At 60.8% G+C, this 18559-nt stretch carries 5 protein-coding genes; all 5 read right to left on the bottom strand.

Annotation, left to right across the window (positions count from 1 at the left end):
* Window positions 1–9: 9 nt before the first annotated feature.
* Window positions 10–1173 carry an isovaleryl-CoA dehydrogenase gene (locus tag AWM79_RS12740; RefSeq protein ID WP_060783007.1) on the bottom strand — a complete coding sequence of 388 codons (1164 nt, stop codon included), beginning with the start codon at window positions 1171–1173 and terminating at the stop codon, window positions 10–12.
* A 198-nt stretch (window positions 1174–1371) separates the two neighbouring features.
* Complete coding sequence (locus AWM79_RS12735) at window positions 1372–6366, bottom strand: dermonecrotic toxin domain-containing protein (RefSeq protein WP_060783006.1); 4995 nt, start codon at window positions 6364–6366, stop codon at window positions 1372–1374.
* A gap of 731 nt (window positions 6367–7097) precedes the next feature.
* Window positions 7098–12239, bottom strand: coding sequence for a dermonecrotic toxin domain-containing protein (locus AWM79_RS12730; protein WP_082712616.1), 5142 nt, complete (start codon window positions 12237–12239; stop codon window positions 7098–7100).
* A gap of 92 nt (window positions 12240–12331) precedes the next feature.
* Window positions 12332–14461, bottom strand: a complete 2130-nt coding sequence (locus AWM79_RS12725) for a hypothetical protein (protein ID WP_060783004.1) — start codon at window positions 14459–14461, stop codon at window positions 12332–12334.
* A 112-nt stretch (window positions 14462–14573) separates the two neighbouring features.
* Complete coding sequence (locus AWM79_RS12720; protein WP_143063305.1) at window positions 14574–18008, bottom strand: calcium-binding protein; 3435 nt, start codon at window positions 18006–18008, stop codon at window positions 14574–14576.
* Between the last annotated feature and the right edge of the window lie 551 nt (window positions 18009–18559).

The following is an 18559-nucleotide window of genomic DNA, read 5'->3' as shown; positions in this document are numbered from 1 at the left end:
GCGCGCCCCTCAGCGGGTTTCGTTGAACAATTCGCGGCCAATCAACATGCGGCGGATCTCGCTGGTGCCGGCGCCGATTTCATACAGCTTGGCGTCGCGCAACAGGCGTCCGGCGGGAAATTCGTTGACGTAGCCGTTACCGCCGAGGATCTGGATCGCCTCTAGGGCCATCTGGGTCGCCCGTTCGGCGCTGTAGAGAATCACCCCGGCGGCGTCCTTGCGCGTGGTCTCGCCGCGCTCGCAGGCGCGGGCCACGGCGTACAGATAGGCACGGCTGGCGTTGAGCTGGGTGTACATGTCGGCGATCTTGCCCTGGATCAGTTGGAACTCGCCGATACTCTGGCCGAACTGCTTGCGGTCGTGGATATAGGGCACCACCAGGTCCAGGCAGGCCTGCATAATTCCGGTCGGGCCACCGGAGAGCACCACGCGCTCGTAGTCGAGGCCGCTCATCAACACCTTGACGCCGCCGTTGAGGGTGCCAAGGATATTTTCTTCCGGCACCTGGACATCATCGAAGAACAGCTCGCCGGTGTTGGAGCCACGCATGCCGAGTTTGTCGAATTTGTGGCCTCGGCTGAAGCCTTTCCAGTCGCGTTCGACGATAAATGCGGTGATGCCGTGCGCGCCTTTCTCCAGGTCGGTCTTGGCGTAGATCACGTAGGTGTGGGCGTCGGGGCCGTTGGTGATCCAGGTCTTGCTGCCGTTGAGCACATAGTGATCGCCGCGTTTGTCGGCGCGTAACTTCATCGAGACCACGTCGGAGCCGGCGTTGGGTTCGCTCATGGCCAGGGCGCCGATATGTTCGCCACTGATCAGCTTGGGCAGGTAACGGTTTTTCTGCTGGTGATTGCCGTTGCGGTTGATCTGGTTGACGCAGAGATTGGAGTGCGCACCGTAGGAGAGGGCCACCGAGGCAGAGCCGCGACTGATTTCTTCCATCGCCAGCACATGGGCCAGGTAACCGAGGCCGGCGCCGCCATATTCTTCCGGCACAGTGATGCCCAGCAGACCCATGTCGCCGAGCTTGCGCCACATGTCGGCGGGGAACAGGTTGTCCACGTCGATTTGCGCCGCCCGTGGCGCCAGCTCCCGGGCAACGAAGCCCTGCACCTGGTCGCGGAGCATGTCGAGGGTTTCGCCGAGGTCGAAGTTCAGGGTCGGATAGCTCATGGGGCACCTTTTGTTATGGGATGAGCAAGGCAAGGGTATGCGTGATGATTTACCTTTACGTTAACGTAAATACGATGAGGCCCGCTGTCAATTGAACATTTTCCATGGGTCTGTTTGGGCCGCTTCAGGGAGAGACTGCGAGAGCCGGGCAAGCCCGGCTCTCGCGCAAACCGCGTTGTTCACTACTGTGACGCGAAATCAGCTCGTCAGCCCATGCTCCTGCAACGCTTGTGCGGTCAGGCGCACCATTTCGTCGTTGTGCTCACGTCCGATGGCTTCGTAGAGAGCCTGGTATTCAGCGTCGTTCATGGGCCGGGCAAACACCTCCTGCTCGGACTTGCCCAAGGTGCGGGCCGAAGCTTTTATAACGGCTTGTAGCCGGGCCTTTTCCTCCTCGGACAGATTCCCATTGTTGAACCAGCGCTCCTGTGCCGATTGCAGGTCCAGCAGCGCGTCGCTCTTCGTATCGCGCAGCACCTCTTTCTCGCTGAGTTCCTGCAAATACTGGATCTCCAAGTATTCCTTCCAGAACGTTTGCTTGACGAGCTGTACAACTCCATCCAACGGCTGCCGTTCCTGTTCGAGGATGGCCTGGTAAGCGGTCTCTATCTGGGTCGGATCGACCCCGGCAATTCTTCCGTAATGCATCTTGGTGGCCTGCCAAGGCAGTTCCAGGCGCTCCCCCAGACCGACGCGAAAGGCCAGGTAGATTTCCGCTTCATCGGGATTTCGACCCTTGCTCCGGCGTTCATTGATCACGGCCCGGGCCTGGGCGTTGACGCGATCAAGGCGCGACTTACCCTTTGCCAGTTGCAGCAGTTTCAACTCGGTCTTGCTGGCGTCTGGCTCGGTGTAGGCTTCATGCAGCAATACGTCGAGACCCATGTCGCTGAATGCCACGGTGACTCCATCGACACAGGCGTCCGATTGCGGCGCGTTGGCCTTGGCGAAGAGCTTCTCCCGCAGGGCGGTGTCATCGACCGCGGCGTTGACCATGCGCCGGACCTTGTCCATAAGTCCTGGACGCGTGGCCTCCTCGGCATAGTCGGCCGATTCACTCAGGTCGCCGATAACGTGGAAAAACGCTTCGGACTGCTCGACCGGCTCCTCGCCGGCCAGACGCATCCAGGTGTCGCGAAAAGCCTCCTGTTCCTGGCTGTCGAGCCCTTGCAACCAGGCACTTTCATCCCGTGAGGCGGGCTGGCGCGATCCCTGAGGGCTATGCACCGGCGAGTCATCGTCGCTGATGCTGGCGTCCGAATCCGATTCGACGGGTATGTCCAGCCCCAGGTCGATCCCGGTTTCCGCGTGGTAGTCTAAGGCATCATCGAAATAAGCCGTTTCGATGGGGTTGTTGTAGAGGTTGATAGCCCTGGTGATGCGTTGTCCTTCCTCACTGGTGTCCAGGACCGATTCCGGGATCGTGGTTAGCTGGTTCTCGCTCAGGTCCAGCCGGATCAATTCCGGCAGGTCCTGGTAGCCGGTCGGCCACTGGGTAAGCCCGGTGTTGCTCAGCTCGATACGCTTCAGTTCGAGCATCGTGCTGAAGTCGGGCGAACGCCCCAGGGTTCGGTTGTAGGCCAGGTTCAGATCGCTCAGTCGAGTCAGTCCGGAGAGCAGGGTGGCCGTTTCCTCGGTCAGGGCAATACGGTGGCCGCTCAGGTTGAGGTGGGTTAGTCCGGACATCGAGCTCAGCGCCGGCGGGATCTCGGTCAGGGAGCCACCGCTGATCGACAGGCGTTTTAGCTGGGGGAAGCCCTCGAGAAAACTGTTCAGTCCCTGGATGATGTCCGGATGGGACAGGTTCAGGACCAGTTCGCCGACATGGCTGAAGTTGGCCGACAGGGCCGGCAGCCGGGTGCCCTGCTCGAAAATCATGAGGTCGAGTCGGTAACCTTCTTGGGAAGTGCTTTGGACGGGGCCTCGGCGCCAGCATTGCTTGATTCTGCTGGCAATATAGCTCCGGAGAATCACTCCCTCTCGGGGAGCGACTGGGGTATCGATCCAGGCGTCGAGTTCCGAGCACAAGGTGTTGTACTCGATCTCCAGTTCTTCGAGGCGGTGTACTGCGGCGACGTCGTTCAGGCCGCGCATGCCGAGAAATGTCTCGACCTCTCGCCAGGCATGTTCGGGGTAGAGACGTTGCGCCAGTGTGGTGAAGGCCAGCGAGCGGGTCCCCGGGATTCTTTCTGCCGCTTCTGGCCCGGCCACGGCGGTGCTGGGACGACGGGCGGCCAGGCGCATCGGGGGCGTCTCGTTGGGTTTGGTGGGGGGCGCGCCGAGGAGTTTTTCCATCTCCTTGCGCGGTGGCAATGGCTGATCGAGCACGGCCTGCTTCAGGCTGGCCGCCTCATGGGGACTGGGAAAGCCCAAGGCCTTGCGCTCGCTGTCGGGCAGGGCGTGCAAGACGCTGCTGTACAGATTGTCCGGACCATGCAGTTCCTGGCCCAGGACGTCATAGGCCTCGTACTGGCCGTCATTCTTGACCAGTACCTTGCGAATCGGTGCCTGCTCCGTGCCAAGGCTGTCGAGCAGTGATCCGCTGAAATGAGGCTCGCGTATTTCCAGGCGAACCTGGTCCGACCAGCCCGGCAGCTTGCCGATCTGGCTGAGGATCAGCTTGTCGGTATCGGGGTTGTTCGCCGCGTCGAGGTACAGGCCTTCCCGGGTTCGCGCCAGACGCAGATTGCGGCTGTAGTACCGGGCCTCTTCGGCCAGTCGCAGGGGGACGCGTTTAGCGTCGAGCAGGATCCGCCGCTCGGCCGGATTGGCGTTTCGGGACAATTCATCGGCGATTGGCGTAGACAGATCCGCAAACGCCTGGCGGATCACCGCGACGGCGGGGTCGTTGCTCTGGGTGCGGTAGCTGTAGTGGGAGTCGAACAGGGCCGTCCGACGGTTCACGGCTTGGGTCGCGAGTTTCTTCCTGAGGGCGACGGTACGTGCATCCAGGCTGATAGGGCCGGCGCCGAAGTCCTCGCCCAGCAAGTTGCGGATTTCGCTTTCGTCGAGGTTTTCCAGGACCTTTTGCAGCAACTGGTTGGCGTTGAGCCCGGGCCAGCGCAGGTCGATGCGCTGTAAGGCTTGCGCCTGACCGGCGGGATATTCCTTCAGTGCGGCGCCATGGCGGTCCAGCAGGCGTAACACTTTCGAGGATGGCCAGACCGGTTCGCTGGTCAGCAATTGCAGTTCCATGTGCAGTTCGTCCAATGAACTGTTGGCCGCGCCACCGCTTTGCAGGCGTTGGACCAGGTGCTTGAGGTCCTGGTCGAGCTTGAAGCGCGTCAGGTTGTCTTCGAGCAGGGCTGGGACGGGTTCTTGGTCCAGGTGTACTCGGCGCAGGATAGCGTCGTCGACCTCGCTCAGTTGCATGACTTTTTTTGCCGACGCCGAGTCCAGGCTCGCCGCGTCGGGTCCTAGCCGGGTAAATAGCTGCGGTTGTTGCCACTTTAGGGGCTCTTCGAATTCATGGAGCCAGGCACCCTTGCCGTTGTGCTGGACCAGCGGGGCGTAGGCGTTGGGGTTGCTCGGGTGTTGCAGGCGCAAGCGCCTGGAGGATGCGCCGGGGCTGAGCTGGTAATGGCGGCCGTTGAGGCCCAGGTAGGTTTTATTCTGATGGCGATAGAGTCCCGCAGTATCGGCTTTGAGCTGCGGCGTGTCGGGCAGTTTGTGTTCATAGGGTGTCAGGTCAGGTTTCCACAGTGCCGGCTCGCCTTGGGGGGACTTGATCGGCTTGAGTCCCTCGATAAACGCCGCTCCTTCGACATCCCGCGCCAGGGCGGACCCCGCCCCTAGCAGTTCGACGTTCAGCAGCACGCCGATAAAACCGAGCACCGCCTGCATTTTCTCCTCATGGCGCCATTCTTCGATGCCGTTGTAGATCTGCACGATCATTTGCGCGGCGGCCACCGCAAGCATGGCTTCGCCGAGTCCGGGCACCAGGAACAACAGGTTGATGCCCCAGTTCAGCAACGAGTGCAGGCGCGTGGTACGGGTCTTCTTATCTTCGTCGTCGGTGGGTACCGCGCTGACACGAGCGTCGTCGAGTTTCTTGACCGTTTGCAAGGTGCAGAACTCGTTGACCGGGTTATCGCCCAGCGAGCTTTTCTCCAGGTGCAGGTCGGCTTGCGGGGCCGGCTTGCGCCGCCCATCCACCGGGTCGAGCGGGTTCAGGCATGCGTCGAGGGCGTGGAAGCATGCCGGTTGAGTGCGCAAGTGAACATAGCGCTTGAAGAACGCCTGGAAGGTTTTATCCCGAAGCCGTTCACGCAGCTCATCGTGGAATGCGCTGAAGGACGGGTAGCGCTTGACGGCCTGTTGCGGGTCGCCCGACAGGTAGGCCACGCAGGGCAGCTCGCCAGTGCTGGAAGGGACGCTGTGTTCGATCAGCAGCATGCCCTTGAGCAATGCGCCCCAAGCGCCGCTATCGACGTTCGGGAAGTCGAGCAGGGTCAGGGAGTAGCAGTGCGCCGGGCGATTGTCCCAGTGGGGTTCCTGCGTGGTGTCCAGCAGGCTTTGCAGCATCTGGTAGGCCGATTGATCCACATGGCCTTTGATCAGGGCGATTTGCGCCTGCACCGCCAGTTCATCGCGTGCCTGTTGCTCGAAGAGCACCTTGTAGAGGGGGCTTGAATGACCTCGCTGGGTGGGCAGGAGAAAGTGTTCGACGTGTCGCTTGTACTGGCCACCGAGGTCGAGTTGGCGGCAGACGGCGGCGAAGTCTGCGGGCGTGATGGGCTTGTTCAGGACCGCGGTACTTTTACGCAGGATGGCCGAGCCGCTGTCAAAACCGAATCGGCCGGTTTCGCCGCTTTCGAAATTCTGCAGAGCGGCTTGCAGCAGGCTCTGTACGAGGGTGCTCTCCTGGCGTGGGGTGCCAAGGGTGGCGGCGGCCAGGATATGGACGTGGCGAAGTTGGTCGCGATGAATGTCCAGGCCCGTGCCGTAGTGCTCGTCCAGGGCCTTGGACAGTAGCGGGGCGGCAAAGTCCCTGACGCTTTTGAAACCTCGCAGATAGTGCGCCAGGGCGGCTTTGGAGGCTTGGCTGAGCTTGAGTCGTGTGGCGAATACCTGGCGTCGCTCAAGGGACGCCTGGGTTAGCCAGGATGGCAGTTGCCTGAGGATCAGGCGATGGTTGCGGGTCGATTCTACCAGTGCAACGGGGGTGGCAGGTGTGGTTTGCTGGGTACTCATAAAGATCAACTTCTTCCGTGAATAGGACTTTCAGCTTATGCCTAATACGCCTGGGTAAAAGTTGAAAAAGTTGAACTTAATCAGTTAGTTAATATGAACAATTTGAACCTGTAAAATAGCCCGTTATGGCCCTCTGGCAGGCATCTGGTGCTAACGCGCCCTGAGGTATCGAAGCCTTTGAGGCCAGAAGTTTGGCCCTCCAACTGCGCGCCTTGGAGCGAAAGGCACGCCGGTTGGAGATGAAGCGGGTAACTGCGAACTGACTTTTAAAACAAAAACAACGGATTATTTCATGAGTGATAAGAGCTGGCGCGTGCGAAGGCGGTTCGCTCGTTGCCGAAGATCAACTGCTCAGTCCGTGTTCACGTAGCGCTTCCTGGGTTAGCCGATACACCCGTCAGCAAGCGTGCCAGTGCGGTCTTGGAGGTCTGGCTCAGTCTGACCCGCGCGGCGAGTTCCCGGCGCTGTTCGAGAGAGGCCTGGGTCAGCCAGGGAGGCAGTCGGCTGATGATTACACGATCGTTTCTGGTCGATCGCGGCGGTAATGAAGGGGAGTGAAGCGGGCGTTGCTCGGTGCTCATGATGGGTGTTTTTTTCTGTGAATGGGCCCTTCAGCTTAGCCGCGATATCTTCCGATAAAAGCTAAAAAAGTTGAGCTTTATCAAATGGTTGGAATCATCAATTCGAATGTCGAAAACAGCCGGCTATGGACCGCCGGCAGTGTCTTTGTGTTAGCGCCCAGCGGATGTTTGGGCTGGCTCCTGCGCGATCCATCGCTGCAGGCGTTGCTCGGTCAATTGTTCCAGCGTATCGGTGTACTGCCTGGCGATGTCGGCTGACAGACTCAGGTAGGTGCTGTCCGTCAGGGCGCTGGCGAAGACTTCGGTTTCTGTCAGCCCCAGTGTCCGCGCCGACTGCCTGATCGTGGCGGCCAGCTCGGTTTTCTGCTCAGTATCCAGCGCTTTGCCGCCGAACCACTCGCGCTGTGCACTCAGCAAGTCGTCGAGCGCGCCGATCATGTTGTCGCGCTGCTCCCGTGACGCCTTGAGCGGCTCCTCGGCAAAGCGCTTTTCCAGATAGTCCTTCCAGAAAGGCAGCTTGGCCAAACTCCTGGACATCTCACCTGGTTGAGCCTCCTGCTCCAGGATTGCTTGATAGGCTTCGTCCAGTGTTTCGCTCTTCACCCCGGCAATGTCGGCGTGGTTCATTTTCCTGGCTTGCCAGGGCAGCTCGAGCCTCTGCGCCAGGCCGATGCGAAAGGCCAGGTAAACCTCTGCTTCATCCGGGGTCAAACCGCTGGCCTTGCGGGTGTCGATCAGGCGCCGCGCCTGCCGATTCACTTGGTCCAGGCGCGACTTGCCGCGAGCCAGTTGCAGCAGCGGGCCTTCACGTGCGTCGAGGGGCAGGGACCTGGCCTCGTACAGCAGGACATCCAAGCCCATGTCGCTGAAGACCACGGTGATGCCGTCCTCGCAGGCATCGGGCTCTGGGGCGTTGGCGCGGTTGAACAGGCCCTCGCGCAGTTCGGTATTTTCGCTGGCTGCCCTGATCATGCGCCAGACACGCTCGGACAATTCCAGACGATGCTCGAGGCTGCGATAGTCGGCGGAGTACTTGAGGTCTTCCAACACTTTGAAAAAGGCCTCGGAATCCTCGATATCATCGCTGGCCAACCGCAGCCACAGGTCGCGTCGGGCTTGCTGTTCGGACCTGGTCAGCCCTTCGAGCCAGGGTGTGCTGTCGCGCGGGACGGGCGAGGGTGTGCCCCAGCGACTGTGCCGTGAGCTGGCTCGCGATTGCGGGCGCGAACTGCCGCTCCACTCCGACGGCTCGTCGCTCTCCACCAGCACGTCGAGTCCCAGGTCAAGACCGGTCTGTTGCCGGTAGCTTTCCACCCGTTGGCGTAGCGCCGGGGGGATCGGATTGCCTTCCAGATTGATCGCCCGGTTGAGGCGTTGGCGTTGCTCGTCGACGGCGAAGACTTCGTCGGGAATGCTGCTGATCCGATTATCGCTGAGGTCGAAGGTGCGCAGACCAGGCAGTTGCTCGTAACCCCGTGGCCATTGGCGCAGGCCGGTGTTGCGTAGGTGCAAGTGGGACAATCGGGTCAGCGGACTGAGGTCGGGTAACATGGACAGGGTGCTGTTGTTTTCCAGGATGAGGACTTCCAACTGGGTCAGATGGGTCAACGGAGCACCGGTAACGGGCGTGATGACGATCTGGTTGGCCTTGAGGTCCAGGTGCTTGAGCGCCGTCAGCCGTGCCAGGGCGGAGGGCAAGCGAGTCAGGATATTGCGGCTCATGTCCAGGCGTTGCAGACGGGGAAAAGTATCGAGGAAGCTGTCCAGTTCAGCGGAGGGCAGCAGCGCCAGCCCCCGCAGGTGCATTTCGGTGACATGATTGAAGTTGGCCGAGAGCCTTGGCAGGTTTTCCAGCGGATAGCCGGTCAGACTCAGTTGGCGACCGCCGATGGGCAGGCCGCTGGCGTCGGTCGCCAGATCGGTTTCATGGCGCCAGCAGCGTCTGATCTGCAGGGCCAGGCGCAGCCTGCCACGGGCATCGACAGAGGTTTGGGGGTCGCCGACCCAGGCATCGAGTTCATCTTCGAGGGTGGCGTATTCCAGTTCCAGCCTCCGCAGTTTTTCGATACCCGCGCCCAGACTCATGTCTCGCAGGCCGTGCAGGGTTTCCACTTCCGAGAGTCGCAGGGTCGGATACAGCGCCTGGGCGAGACGGTTGAATTCGAACGAACGTACTGCCCGGCCCGCGCCGCGACCGCTGAGTCCATAGGCCAACTGATCATTGGCCAGGCGCATTGGTGAGATGAAGTCCGGCCTGATGGGGGGCATGCCCAAACGCTGACGTAACGTCTCGCGGGGCAGGGGCGGTAGGTCGAGCAGCGCCTGCCTGAACCGTGCACCCTGGCCTACATGGGGCAAGCCCAGAGCCGCCCGCTCGGCGTCCGGCAGCGCATGCAGTAGCGCCGCATATAGGTCGTCCGGGCCATGCAGTTCCTGGCCCAGGGCGTCGCGGGCCGCATAACGGTCGCCCTCCCTGATCAATACCTTGCGCGAAGCGGCCTGCTTGGGGCCGACGCTGTCCAGCAATGGCCCGTTGAAGGCACCGTCGCGGATTTCGATGCGCACGTCGCTCGACCAGCTCGGCAGTCTCTCCAGCATCGGCAGGACGACCCGATAGGCCTCGGCCTGACTGATCGAGTCGAGATAAACCTGTTCATAAGCGCGGGCCAGGCGGATGTTTTGCACGTAGAGGCGAGCTTCCTCGGCTAGCCGCAGCGGCACCGTCCCCGCAGCCAGTCGCTGTAATTCGACATTGTTGGCCTGGCTCACCAATTCCCTGGCCACCAGGCTGGGCAGCGAGGAGAAGTCTCGTTGGATCACCGCCACGGCTGGCGACGGGTCGCCGGAGTGGGTGCGATACTCATAGTGAGAGGCAAACAGGCTTTCGCGCCGCTGGACGGCTTCCCTGGCCAGTATCCGGCGCAGTTGGCCGGTACGCGCCTCCAGGCTGATCGGCCCTTGCCCGAACTCTTCGTCGAGCAGGGTACGGATCTCGCGTTCCGAGAGGCGGGTGAGCACGGTCCTGAGCAGATCATGGGTGCGCAGATCGTCCCAGGTGGCGTCTATGCGCGTCACCTGGGGGGGCAGGTTGGGGGGATATTCGGTCAGTGTGGTTTTTTGTCTGTCCAGCAGGCGCAGTACTTTCGAGGCGGGCCAGACCGGTCGGTGAGTTAACAGTTGCAGTGTCATATGCAATTCATCGCGTGAATACCCCAGCGCTTCTCCGCTCCGCAGGCGGCTGGCAAGGCGGCGGATGTCCTGGTCGAGCCTGAAACGCAGCAGGGTGTCTTGTAGCAGCGCTGGCGGCGGCAGGTGGTTGACATGCAGTTGGCGCAGCACGTCGCCGTTGATTGCGCTGATATGCATGACACGCCGTGCGGAACTCGCATCGAGGGCGGCGGCATCTGGCCCCAGGCGTGAAAATGCGTGCAGGTCGTCCCAGGCCAACGGCTGCTCGAATTCGTGGGCCCAGCCGCCGCTGCCGTTGTGTCTGAAGGTCGGTGTATAGGCATCGGGGTTATGCGGATGCCGGGCACGATAACGCCAGGACGATGGGTCCGGCTTGAGCTCGTAGTATTTGTCGTCGATCGGCAGGTAGGTGCGACCTTGATGGTGATACAGGCCGGTGGCATCGGGTTCCAGCGTCCTGGGCAGAACAATCCTGTGCTCGAAGGGCGCTATATCCGGATTGAACAGGCGTATATCGCCATTGGGCAGCTTCACCGGGCGCAGCCCATCGGCAAAACTGGCGCTGGCGATTGCGGCGTTCTCGGCGGCGGCGGCAGACGCCCCGGCGGCTCCCAGCGCGGCGATCAGCGCGACGTTTTGCAATACGCCGGTCAGGTAGGCCCAGGCGTGTTGTTTGTCCCCCACGGCGAAGCTGTCAATCGTGTGGAAAATACTGTTGCCCAGTTGTACCGCGACCACCCCCAGCATCATTTCCCCCAGCCCCGGCACAATGAACGCCGCGACGTTGAGGACATTGAGGGCAATATTGAGGTAGTGCTGCAGGTGCGCCGTGAGGCTTTGCCGGTCTTTGTCCGCCGTGGGTACCGCGATAAATAGCGCATCGTCGAAGAAGATCTCGACCTTCTGCTGATAGCGTTGGCGAAATAGATAGCTGCCGATCAATTCACCGGCCAGGTTGAGGTTGGCTCGTGGGTCGGGCGTCGGCTGATAGAAGTAGCCGTTCCAACGCTTGGGATCGAGGCGCGCGTACAACCTGTCGATGAATCTTGCCCGCTCGCGCTGAGGAATGAAGCGGACAAAGAACTTCAGGTAATCGAGTGTTCGTAGCTTCTCTCTCAGGTGATCTTCGAAAGCGGCGCGGGACGGGTATTGCCTGACCGGATGGAAAGGATCGCCCGGTATATAGACGACCCAGCTGCGGGCGTGGTCATCGGTACGTACAATCAGAATGTCGATGAGCGGAATCCTGAGCAAACTCAAGCTGAAACAGCGTTGCGGGTGCCCGGCGGGCACCGGCACTTCTTTGCCTTTGGCTATCTCAAGCATCAAGCGATAGGCCGTCGGGTCCAGATGGGAGCGCAGGAAGGCGATATGGACCTGAGTTTCCAGCGCATAGGCGTCATGAAGTGAAAAATGGCTGCGAACACGGTGCTGTGCTTCCAGGGGCGACTGTCCCGCCTTGGCGCCTGGAAAGAACACCTCATCGAGGTGTTTCTGGTACTGCCTGCCCAGGTCGAGCCGGCGACTCAGGGCGGCAAACCTGGTTGGTGAGATGGCCAGGAGTGTCGGGTTCGGCTGATTGACCGGGTTTTCGCTGTAGATCCCCGCTGCGGTTCCCGGTTCGTCCAGCCCGCCTTCCCGGGTTTGCGCAACCTCGTAGTTATGCAGGGCCGCGTGCAGCAGATTGGAGACGTATGAGCGGATATTGCTCGCAATGCCATGGGTGGGGTGATAAAGGAATGTCTGCTTGGCATCTAGCGTGAGCCCGAACTCATCCTTGAGCGCCTGCTCCAGCAGCGGCTTGGCGAAGGACTCGACCGTGCTCAGAGTGCGTAGCACGGTCTGGACCTTGCGCTGGTAATGCAGGCAGGCGGTGTAGCTTTGATGCAGGTGTGTGAGGACATCGGGTGCGGTTTTCAGGGCGGGCAGCTCGCCCAGCGCCCGTTGGCCCAGCGCCCGGTGCGTCGAGGCATCAGCCTGGACCAGCCACTCGGGGAACTGCTTCCTGATGAAGTCGTAGTGGATCCCCCGATGCCCTCGTAGCATGGGGGGAAGAGTGGAGACCGTGGGCAACCCGGTGCCGGCTAGAGTGGTCGACGTCATTGTATGAAACCCGATTCGTTATTCGAATGGGCCAGCGTATGTGCTGCCTTACCTGGAATTGCGGTAGCTATTCATGCGAGCAAGCCGTGTACTCAGCGGGTCACAGATGGCCAGATAACGTCATCGGAAAAGATTTTTTTATCGGTTGGCCAATTCAGAACCGCCTCTCCGGAGTCGGCCACCTGGTCGATCAACTGGTCATAGACATGGCCGTTATCGACACCCTCCCAGGTCGCGCTCTCGATGCTGGCTGCGAACTCTCCCGCAGCATCTCGTATCGCCTGGACCTTGGCGGCACGGGTGAGACTGGAGTTGACCAGCCATATCCGATCGGCGTTTATTCCCCGGCGCGATACGGAGATGTGACCCTCGATATCGTCATAGGGAAAGAAGACATTTTCGGCCTCATAGTTAAAAAAATAATTCTCCTGGCCCGGTACCACTTCAACGTTTCGCGTATCGATCATATAAATGAGACGGGTAGTCTGGCGGTGCCTTAAGGTGGTATAGCCGCGTTCGCTGTCCAGCGAAATCGGTGTGCCGGAGCTCGATACGGTCGATGCCGCGTCGCTCTTTTGGCTAGCGGCGGTCGACGCGGTTGACTGAGAGGTATCCGATGAGCCCGTGGCAGAGTCACTGCCGGTGTCCGACGTGGGGCGCTTGCCGGGGTATTTGTTGGTCTGGGTGTTGTAGCGCAATTGGCCGATGCCGGGACCGCCGCCCACACCGTAGCCCTGGGCGTCGCTCAGGCTGAAGGTGGCACTCAAGGCTTTTTTTGTGGTCGAGCCGGGCGGATGGCCTTCGCGGGCGAGCATGCAGCCATCCCTTGCCAGCTCGAACGGCGTGCGATCTTCGCTTCGGAACATGGCGGGGATATCTGTGCGGTACAGGCAGCCATGGATATTTTTCCGGTAGCCGATCTTAAGCAGAAAGGCTTCAAGGAATGGCCGGGTGTAATAAGCGTCGAAATCCCGGTCAAGCGAGTAGGGTTCGAAGTTTCTGATAGGGCGGATATGCGGTAGTACTTCCTGTTCCAGCAAGTCAAAGCGATGCGGGTTGGTCTCGGCCATCGACTGGAGCTTATGCGCTTCAGCCCATTCCGGGGTTTTGCCGTTTTCCAGCAGTGCCTGTTTCAGGCGAGGCAGCATGCTCGGCAACAGGTTGTATCTTCGCAGTATCTGTCCGCGTTCTTCGGCGCTCTTGTCCGGGTAAGCCCACTTCAGTGCCTGGATCAATTGGTCCCTGGCGCTACCTTCCTGGTTGGCGTGGGCCCATCGAGGTGGCCTGCCTATCGCCTCGGCCTCGGAACGAAAGCGGTTGATCTCGTTGCCATGAAGGCCGTAGAGCGCCCAGATCTCCCGGTCCGTCCAGGTCGGGAGTTGTTCGGGGGGGATCGGCTGACCGGCCAGGTCCATTCGGCCCTCTGGCGGTTCGACCAGTACCCAATGGCTGTCGTCCCTGCTGAACGCGAATACGCTGTCCGCAACACCGGGTTGTTTATAGGCGTCGAGATTTTTCAATCGGTAGTAGCCCTGGCTGTCGGGGCCGAAGAGCGGTGTGTAGGGGCTTGGGGTGAAATAGCTGAACTTGGCGACGATCACACCTGGCGCCATCGGTATGTGGCTGGCTTCAGCCGCTGGTTTGGCTTCGGTGCCGGCTGCTGGACTTTCAGCCTGGCGTGGCCGCTTGAGTGGAGGCTGGCTGGCCGTGGGCAGATCGACACGCGATGCCATTGGCATCGGGCCCCAGGTGGTGCTCGTGCCTATCCGGTAGAGTGCGGGGCCGGAGGGCAGCAGTTCCTCGGAGCGTTTTGCCCGATAGGTGTCGAGTTGCGCGTCATACACGACCATGACCGTACCACCGTCTTCGAGGTCGACATAACGACGCTTCTTGGTGATCCGCAGGCCCTGCTTGCTGGGCGGCGGCAAGGCTTCACCGGTGGTGATCCGGTAGGTTTCCAGCGGGATGGCGGTGCCGGGCGGGTCGGCAACCACCGTCGCTGGCAGGTGCTGGTCGGTCGGCGTGGCGGTCGTCGGTCGAGGGTAGCTGGCGTGGGGCTGGTCGGAAGCAACCGCCGGGCCGTCCAGGTGTTGCGGTTGCAGACCGTCGGGCTGCGGTAAGCGGCTGGTGGATGGCGTCGCGGATGCGGGAAGGCCTGACGGTTGTAACTCGGGTCGCCTGATAGGCGGGGATTTTGGTTTGATCGGGATTTTCGGAGACATGGGGATACCTGCCAATCAAAGAAATAAACATCCTGTTCAGGATCTGTAATCAGTCGGGTATTAATACGGTTCCGAACGCGCTGGCGAGCCCGGGACCGTTCATGGAAGGGCTCTACAAAGCCGGCGCGAGGATCTGCAATTCATCCGTGCGGATACTGCGTGACCAGTCGGTGTCCACCGTCCAGTCGTCGTTTTCGGTGTCGTAGTAGAGGTTTGCGGTGCTCGCATCCTTCAGGCGGATGTGTCTGATCTCGAGCAGGTCGGCGATCAGTTCGCCTTTCTGTCGGTGCTGGCGAATATCCTTGAGGATCGCGTCGGGATCGGCGTAGGCCCTGGCATTGACTTCACCCAGGAGCACTTTGCCGAACTCGTATTGAATGTCGTAGCGATTGCCGGCGCGGGTGAACACCCGGACCTTTTCCAGCGGCTGGTCGCTCCCCTCGTCCTCGGGCAGCATGATGTTGACTGTACCGATGGCCAGACGGTTGCGATCGAGGCTGATGTGGCTGCGATCTATCGGTTCGTCAAGAAAGTCGGGGTAGATATTCCAGAGCGAAGCGTTGGTCTCTTGCGTGGCGGCGCCGGGGGTCGTCAGGCTGATGGACGTATTGGCGCGGGGGTAGAGGTCATAGGAGGATGCCTGGCCTTCCAGGATATAGAAGCTCACCTGGGGTTCGGCCGGGATATCGATACGCTGCCGGTGGGCCTGCAATACCGTCGCGGGTGCATGCCTGGGCCGGACGAACAGGTATTCGCCCTGGCGCTGACGCAACAGTGCCAGGTTCTTGACCCGTTTGAGCCCAGGTTCGCGATGATCGTCGAAATACGAGTGCCGGGGTGTTTGCAGGCGATACGACCGACCGTCGCGCATTACCAGGACAAAGGGCCGATTGAGCGACAGCCCGGAGGCGACCAGGCTGCCTCCCACATTGCTGCCGACCGCCGAGCGGTTCCGGTACGGTTGCAGGAGCTCCAGGCGCTTGCCATCGTTGAACGTCAGGGTCAGTTGGGTTTCACCATAACTCAGGTAGTCGAAGGCGCCCTGGCGTGTGGAGCTGACGGTATAGCACGCCTCCACGCTGGCTATTTCAGTACTGTCATAGTCGATATAGAGCGTACAGGTCGAGGTGGCGGCCAAGCTCACGATCTGCGCGCAGCTGTAGCGTGCGATAAAAAAGCCGGGGCTCTGTTCTGCGCTAACGTGCTTTTGAGCACCGGTGACAATGATCGGGTCGGATGGGCGCCGACCTACGGTCGTTACCACGGCCTTGAGGTCGTGAGGTGTCACGCCGCTCAAGCGTGCCGGCAGGTCTGGCCTGAGGCGATAGCCGTCCAGGGTGATGAATTCCAGCAGGTCGTTCTGCAACCGCCGTTCGTCGCCAAGCGTCTTGTAGACGTGGGTGACGGTGATGTTCTTTTCCGCAAGCTCGCCATCCTCGTCGCTCCGTGATGAGACGACCAGTGAAGTGCCTTGCACGGACCAGCGCAGGATACGTCCGAATTCCCAACCCATTTCGATGAGACTGGGGGCCTGGCCGTCTTCGTCGATCGTCGCGGTGTTGCTGTTCGCGCCGACGAAGTAGTGATCCTTGCCCGGCCCTCCTGCTGCCTGGGCATTGTTTCCCAGGAGCAGGATCGTGTCATCTCCCGCGCCTGCCTCGATCAGGTCGCCCTCGCCATGGGCGACAATCCGGTTGGCCTGGTCTGTGCCTTGCACGTGGTTGCTGGCGCCGGCCAGGGTTTCGACGTTTTCGATCGAGTCGAAGGTCGTGTGGAGGGTTGCGGGAGAGTGTGGTCTGGCGGTGCGCAGGCCCAGCCTGCCGTGCTTGAGGTCGATGCTGTAGCCAATGTAGCGCGAGGGCCTGGCCGGTGTTCCCAGCAATGCCAGCGTGTCGGTTCCCGAACCGCCCCGCAGGGCATGGTATCGGGCAAGGAGGGGGGTACTCTTGAGGCGCTCGCCGGCGGCGGTGAACTGGAACAGATCGTCCTTGTCCCCACCGGTCAGTGTCTTGAGGCCTTCGCCATAGCTAAAGTAGTTCGGTTTGTTCCGTACACCGATGATGCTGTCGTCCCCGCCGCCGAGTTGCCAGAGGATACCTTTCGCTTCACCTGCGCTGCCCTCGACAACTCCTGGCGTTGACGACGGCACGCCGTCGCTGGCGTCCACTGTATCGTTTCCTTCGCGCAGCGTCGTTTCATTGACCTGACGATAAGGTGTCTGCGCGCGACGAGCGTCCCATTGATGCTTCCAGTGTTTGACCGATATCAGTTCGATCTGGAACTTGCCGGTGACGATGGTTTGCACACTGTCCTTCAGTTCCCCATCGAGCAGCGCGCGGGCGGCCTTTTCCTGGGCACTGACCTGGTTATCGGTGGCTACCGCGATCTGATACCGGTCGAGGATGCCCTGGTCCAGGGACATGCCCCAGAATGCTTGCCAGCCGGAGCGCCAGCGTTCGCCCAGGCTCAGTTCGATATAGTCGTCGATGTCATCGACCTGGCGAGCCGCGCCATAGATTCTTGCGCCCAGGATCAGCACCATCCCGGCGACGATGCCGACCGGGCCGGCCGCACCGAAGCCAGCCAATGCACCGGTGCCCAGCGCCAGGGACAGGCCCGCACTGGTCAGGCTCAACGCCGCGCTGACGTAATGATCCTGGGCTTGCTTGCCTTGGGCCGCCGCCGCGTCGTTGAAGGATCTGATCGCGTTGTACAGATCGAACGGCAGGGTGAGTGCCGAGCCCAGAAGGCCCGCGCTACGAGCCAGCCCCTTGGCGACACTGGTGGCGCTGAAACCGTTGAACACCAGACCGCCATGGCGAATCATGGCCTGCGCGGTCTTGGCCAGGCCGAGCTCGGCGGTCACCGAGCCGACTTCCGCGACGATCCCTCCGACATTGATGGCCGCTTCTGCTCGATCACCCTTTTTCAACGCCTCGAAAGTGCCTGTGATACCGCAGTACAGGCCATAGGCTTGCATGCCGACACCGGCACTGGTCATGCTCCGGCTTTTGGCTTTATCGACCCAGCTCGGCTGGATGTCGGGGAGTGGCGGGGCACGCAGGTCCAACTGCTGGACCGCGTCGAGCAGCCTGCCGAGCTTGTGCAGGCTCGACTGTGGATCGCGCCCTTCGGGCTCGCTAAGCAGTGCCGGGGCGTCGATCGAGCGCTGGGCGGCAATCTCGAACAGCATGTGGGGAACGCTTTGCTGGTGGGCTTGAGCGCTCGCGGTGATGGCTTGTCCAACCTTGATGGCGTCTAGCTGCAGTCCATCGATAAACCACTGGTCGGCGTGCCGGACATACTGCTCGCTGAGCGGTCGACCGGCGAGCGTGGCGCCCATGGCATGAAGTTGCATTCGGCTGAGGTTGAGTTCGCCGATGCGCAGGGGGCCGAAGCGCTCGTCCTGTTTCGCCAGGCGTGACAGCCGCACCTGCTGGTTGTTGCCGCCAGGTGCGGCGGCTCCTGGCGCAGGGACAATGTCGGAAACGCGTAAGGTGTGGGCGAGTGCTCCAGGGTGAGCCGTGGCATCTGTTGAAATCGACATAGGTAAAATCCATTTTTCCTGAATGTTGAATGTGCTGGACTGCTCGCTGCTGCTGGCGCGCAGGCAAGGTTAACGAAGGCAGACTCAGTATCCGTCCCGTGGAATCAGGCGTGCTTTACATAGATATGGAACAGCCAGGAGAGTTGTCGAATGACAGAGAGGCAGAAACACGAAGGGGAGCCGAAGCTCCCCTTGAATGCGTTGTTGTAGGCTCTTTTTTATTATTGAGGGGCGGTCTGTTGTTGTTTTTGTCAACCGTGGCCCTTTACCGCTGTTTTGGCTGATCCCCATCCGGGATCAAGAGCAAACGTATTTTTTTGAGCGCTGATCTGCCTTATCAGGTGATCCAACCAGTTCGGTAGCTACCTTGAGGTAGTTTTATTGTTCTCTGCCCGGTTGCGGGTAACGGTTAAGTCCCCTGAAAGCACACCTTCTCCAAAAAAATCTGTTAGCTGCGTCTCTGCCGTGTTGTTTTTGTTATGTCAGAGTCGGTACGTCTTATTTTTATGGGTTTGCTGCTTTTTATTTTTGTTATGCAGGAGATATAGCAG

This window comes from Pseudomonas agarici (genome assembly GCF_001543125.1).
Classification (GTDB): Bacteria; Pseudomonadota; Gammaproteobacteria; order Pseudomonadales; family Pseudomonadaceae; genus Aquipseudomonas; species Aquipseudomonas agarici.
Note: the sequence above shows the minus strand (reverse complement) of the source record. Positions and strands in the feature narration are given on the sequence as shown.

Excerpts from the sequence above, each read along its gene's own strand:
- AWM79_RS12740 (WP_060783007.1), bottom strand. The coding sequence starts at position 1,173 with ATGAGCTATCCGACCCTGAACTTCGACCTCGGCGAAACCCTCGACATG.
- AWM79_RS12735 (WP_060783006.1), bottom strand. The coding sequence starts at position 6,366 with ATGAGTACCCAGCAAACCACACCTGCCACCCCCGTTGCACTGGTAGAA.
- AWM79_RS12720 (WP_143063305.1), bottom strand. The coding sequence starts at position 18,008 with ATGTCGATTTCAACAGATGCCACGGCTCACCCTGGAGCACTCGCCCAC.
- AWM79_RS12725 (WP_060783004.1), bottom strand. The coding sequence starts at position 14,461 with ATGTCTCCGAAAATCCCGATCAAACCAAAATCCCCGCCTATCAGGCGA.
- AWM79_RS12730 (WP_082712616.1), bottom strand. The coding sequence starts at position 12,239 with ATGACGTCGACCACTCTAGCCGGCACCGGGTTGCCCACGGTCTCCACT.